This window comes from Rhizobacter sp., from assembly GCF_031412495.1.
Taxonomy (GTDB): Bacteria; Pseudomonadota; Gammaproteobacteria; order Burkholderiales; family Burkholderiaceae_C; genus Schlegelella_A.
In genome coordinates this window covers 1-3,972 of the sequence record NZ_JANODC010000482.1, presented here as the reverse complement: position 1 = coordinate 3,972, position 3,972 = coordinate 1, and the positions used below count along the sequence as shown (strand labels likewise).

Annotated in this window: 3 protein-coding genes and 1 pseudogene; all 4 read left to right on the top strand. The window is 67.8% G+C overall.

Features of this window, described 5'->3' with window-relative positions; translation table 11 throughout:
- Window positions 1–1,117 (top strand): MutS-related protein (locus AC30N0_RS18000; protein ID WP_489519262.1); only part of this gene is annotated, 1,117 nt, incomplete at its 5' end.
- The gene (locus tag AC30N0_RS17995; RefSeq protein ID WP_489519261.1) at window positions 1,114–1,941 is read left to right on the top strand and encodes a proteasome-type protease; all 828 of its coding nucleotides are present in this window, start codon (window positions 1,114–1,116) and stop codon (window positions 1,939–1,941) included. The genes AC30N0_RS18000 and AC30N0_RS17995, both read left to right, overlap by 4 nt.
- A 118-nt stretch (window positions 1,942–2,059) precedes the next feature.
- The gene (gene pyrG, locus AC30N0_RS17990) at window positions 2,060–3,712 is read left to right on the top strand and encodes a CTP synthase (RefSeq protein WP_489519260.1); all 1,653 of its coding nucleotides are present in this window, start codon (window positions 2,060–2,062) and stop codon (window positions 3,710–3,712) included.
- A pseudogene (locus tag AC30N0_RS17985) lies at window positions 3,709–3,972 on the top strand (3-deoxy-8-phosphooctulonate synthase); the annotation flags it as partial. The gene pyrG and the pseudogene AC30N0_RS17985, both read left to right, overlap by 4 nt.

Below are 3,972 nucleotides of genomic sequence, written 5' to 3'. Positions count from 1 at the left end.
GAATGCCGAGCGCTTCATCACGCCCGAGCTGAAGGCATTCGAGGACAAGGCGCTGTCGGCGGGCGAGCGCTGCCTGGCGCGCGAGAAGGAGCTTTACGACGCCCTCCTCGACGACCTGCTGCCGCACCTCGACGCGCTGTCCACGGTGGCCCGCTCGCTGGCCGCGGTCGACGCGCTCGCAGCACTGGCCGAGGTGGCGCGGCGCGGCGACTGGTGCCGGCCCCGATTCGTGCGCGAGCCGTGCATCGAGATCGAGCGCGGCCGGCATCCGGTGGTCGAGGCCCGCCTCGGCGAGACCGGCCAGCCGTTCATCGCCAACGACTGCCGGCTCGATGCGCGGCGCCGCATGCTCGTCATCACCGGCCCCAACATGGGCGGCAAGAGCACCTTCATGCGCCAGGTCGCACTGATCGCCTTGCTCGCGTCGATGGGCTCGTACGTGCCCGCCGCGACGTGCCGGCTCGGGCCGCTCGACGCCATCCACACCCGGATCGGCGCCGCCGACGACCTCGCCAATGCGCAGTCGACGTTCATGGTCGAGATGACCGAGGCGGCCGCGATCGTGCACACCGCGACCGAGCACTCGCTGGTGCTGATGGACGAGATCGGCCGCGGCACGTCGACCTTCGATGGCTTGGCGCTGGCCGGCGCCATCGCCCACCACCTGCACGAGAAGAACCGCTCCTTCACCCTGTTCGCCACGCACTATTTCGAGCTGACCGACTTCGCGCAGCGGCACGAGCGCGCCCTCAACGTGCACGTCGGCGCCATCGAGTCGGGCGACGACATCGCCTTCCTGCACGAGATCGAGCCGGGGCCGGCGAGCCGCAGCTTCGGGGTCCAGGTCGCCCGGCTCGCCGGCATGCCGGCATCGCTGCTGCGTCACGCGCGCGCGGCGCTGGAAGGGCTCGAGGCCGAGCGTGTCGCGCGCCAGCCGCAGATCGACCTGTTCGCGGCGCCGCCGGGCGGCATCGAGCCCGGCCCGGGCGTGGCCACCGGCGTGGCGGATGGCGCACTCGCGGCCGCCTTGGCCGGCATCGACCCCGATATGCTCACCCCCCGGGAAGCGCTCGATGCGCTCTACCGCCTGAAGGCACTGCCACGAGACATCCCATGACCTATTGCGTAGGCGTCAAGCTCGACGCCGGCCTCGTCTTCCTCTCCGATTCGCGGACGAACGCGGGTCTCGACCAGATCGGCACCTTCCGCAAGATGATGATCTACGAGCGGCCGGGGGATCGCTTCATGGTGATGCTGTCGGCCGGCAACCTGTCGATCTCGCAGCAGGTGCGCGAGATCCTGCAGATCGAGGAGCTGGACGACGGCGACGGCCCGCCGATCACGATCTGGAACGCGCGCAGCATGTTCGACGCCGCCCGCGTCCTCGGCGCGGCGGTGCGCCACGTGTACGAGCAGGACGGCGCCTCGCTGAAGAAGGCCGGCTTCGACTTCAACGCGAGCATGATCTTCGGCGGCCAGATCGGCGGCGAGGCGATGCGCCTGTTCCTCGTCTACTCGGCCGGCAACTTCATCGAGGCGACGCGCGAGACCTGCTTTTTCCAGATCGGCGAGTCGAAGTACGGCAAGCCCGTCCTCGACCGCATGCTGCGCCCGTCGACGCCGCTCGACGAGGCGGCCAAGTGCGTGCTCGTGTCGATGGACTCCACCTTGAAATCCAACCTGTCCGTCGGCCTGCCGCTCGACCTCTGCGTCTACGAGGCAGACCGCCTGCAGAGCACGCAGGTCGTCTGCATCGACAACGAAAACCCCTACTTCCAGATGATCCGCAACAGCTGGGGCGAGAAGCTCCGCCTCGGCTTCGAGTCGATCGACGACCCGCAATGGGACGCCGACGGCACGGCGAAGGCGCCGCTCTGCGTCCCGTCGTCGCGCTACGAAGTGATGCGCAAGATCACGCACCCGGGCGAGAAGCTGGTCTAGTCAAATGGGACCGGCGGTCGGAATGCGCATGGTGGGATGAGCCGGCTCCGAGGCGCGCGGACCCCGCCGATATAATTGCGATTTCCACCACGGCACTCGTGACGAGTGCCGTCTCGCAATGACCAAGTTCGTCTTCGTCACCGGCGGCGTGGTGTCCTCCTTGGGCAAGGGCATCGCTTCGGCGTCGCTCGCCGCGATCCTCGAATCGCGCGGCCTCAAGGTCACCCTCATCAAGCTCGACCCGTACCTCAACGTCGATCCCGGGACGATGTCGCCGTTCCAACACGGCGAGGTGTTCGTCACCGAAGACGGGGCCGAGACCGACCTCGACCTCGGCCACTACGAGCGCTTCATCACCACGCGGATGAAGCGGACGAACAACTTCACCACCGGCCAGATCTACAAGAGCGTGCTCGAGAAGGAGCGCCGCGGCGACTACCTCGGCAAGACGGTGCAGGTGATTCCGCACGTCACCAACGAGATCCAGGACTTCATCCGCCGCGGCGCCGGCAACGACCTCGACGTGGCCATCGTCGAGATCGGCGGCACCGTAGGCGACATCGAGTCGCTGCCCTTCCTCGAGGCCGTGCGCCAGATGAGCCTGAAGATGGGCCCGGGCAGCTGCGCCTTCCTGCACCTCACGCTGGTGCCGTGGATCCCCGCCGCCGGCGAGCTGAAGACCAAGCCGACGCAGCACAGCGTCCAGAAGCTGCGCGAGATCGGCATCATGCCGGACGCCCTGCTCTGCCGCGCCGACCGGCCGATCCCGGACGAGGAGCGCGCCAAGATCTCCCTCTTCGCCAACGTGCACGAGTTCGGCGTGATCTCGGTCTGGGACGTGGACAACATCTACAAGGTGCCGCGCATGCTGCACGCGCAGGGGCTCGACGAGCTCGTCTGCGCCAAGCTCCAGCTGCACAGCAAGCCGGCCAACCTGGCTCGCTGGGACAAGCTCGTCGACGAGATCGAGCACCCGAAGACCGAGATCTCGATCGCGATGTGCGGCAAGTACGTCGACCTCACCGACTCGTACAAGTCGCTCAATGAGGCCCTGCGCCACGCCGGAATCCAGAACCATGCTCGGGTGAAGGTCGAGTCGATCGATTCCGAGGACCTGACGCCGACGAGCGTCGCCAACCTGGGCCGGTTCGACGCCATCCTCGTCCCCGGCGGCTTCGGCAAGCGCGGCGTCGAGGGCAAGATCCTCGCTGCCCAGTACGCCCGCGAGAAGAAGATCCCCTACCTCGGCATCTGCCTCGGCATGCAGGTCGCCACGATCGAGTTCGCACGGCACAAGGCCGGCCTCGCCGGGGCCAACAGCACCGAGTTCGACCCGGCGACGCCGCACCCTGTCATCGCCCTCATCGACGAGTGGCAGGATCCGGACGGCAGCGTGCAGAAGCGGACAGCGGCGTCCGACCTCGGTGGCACGATGCGCCTCGGCGCGCAGAGCTCGGACGTCAAGCCCGGCACCCTCGCGCACGAGATCTACGGCAACGTCCTCACCGAGCGGCATCGGCACCGCTACGAGGCCAACGAGAACTATCTCGAGCAACTCACCGAGGCCGGTCTCGTGATCTCGGCCATCACTCAGCGCGAGAAGCTCACCGAGGTCGTCGAGTTGCCGAGGAGCGTGCACCCGTGGTTCGTCGGCGTGCAGTTCCACCCGGAGTTCAAGTCGACGCCGTGGGCCGGGCATCCGCTCTTCAAGTCGTTCATCCACGCCGCGCTGGCGCACCAGGCAGAGCGCGCGGAGAAGGTCGCCGCATGAAGCTGTGTGGCTTCGAGGTCGGCCTCGAGCACCCTTTCTTCCTCATCGCCGGGCCGTGCGTCGTCGAGTCCGAGCAGCTCCAGATCGATGTCGCGGGCCGGCTCAAGGAGATCACGGCGGCGCTCGGCATTCCCTTCATCTTCAAGTCGAGCTACGACAAGGCGAACCGCTCGAGCGGCACCTCCTTCCGCGGCCCCGGGCTCGCCAAGGGCCTGGAGATCCTGACCCAGGTCAAGCGCCAGCTGTCGGTGGCGCTGCTC

What these genes read in the sequence shown, in the direction of transcription:
- pyrG (WP_489519260.1), top strand. Translation starts at nt 2,060, where the DNA reads ATGACCAAGTTCGTCTTCGTCACCGGCGGCGTGGTGTCCTCCTTGGGC.
- AC30N0_RS17995 (WP_489519261.1), top strand. Translation starts at nt 1,114, where the DNA reads ATGACCTATTGCGTAGGCGTCAAGCTCGACGCCGGCCTCGTCTTCCTC.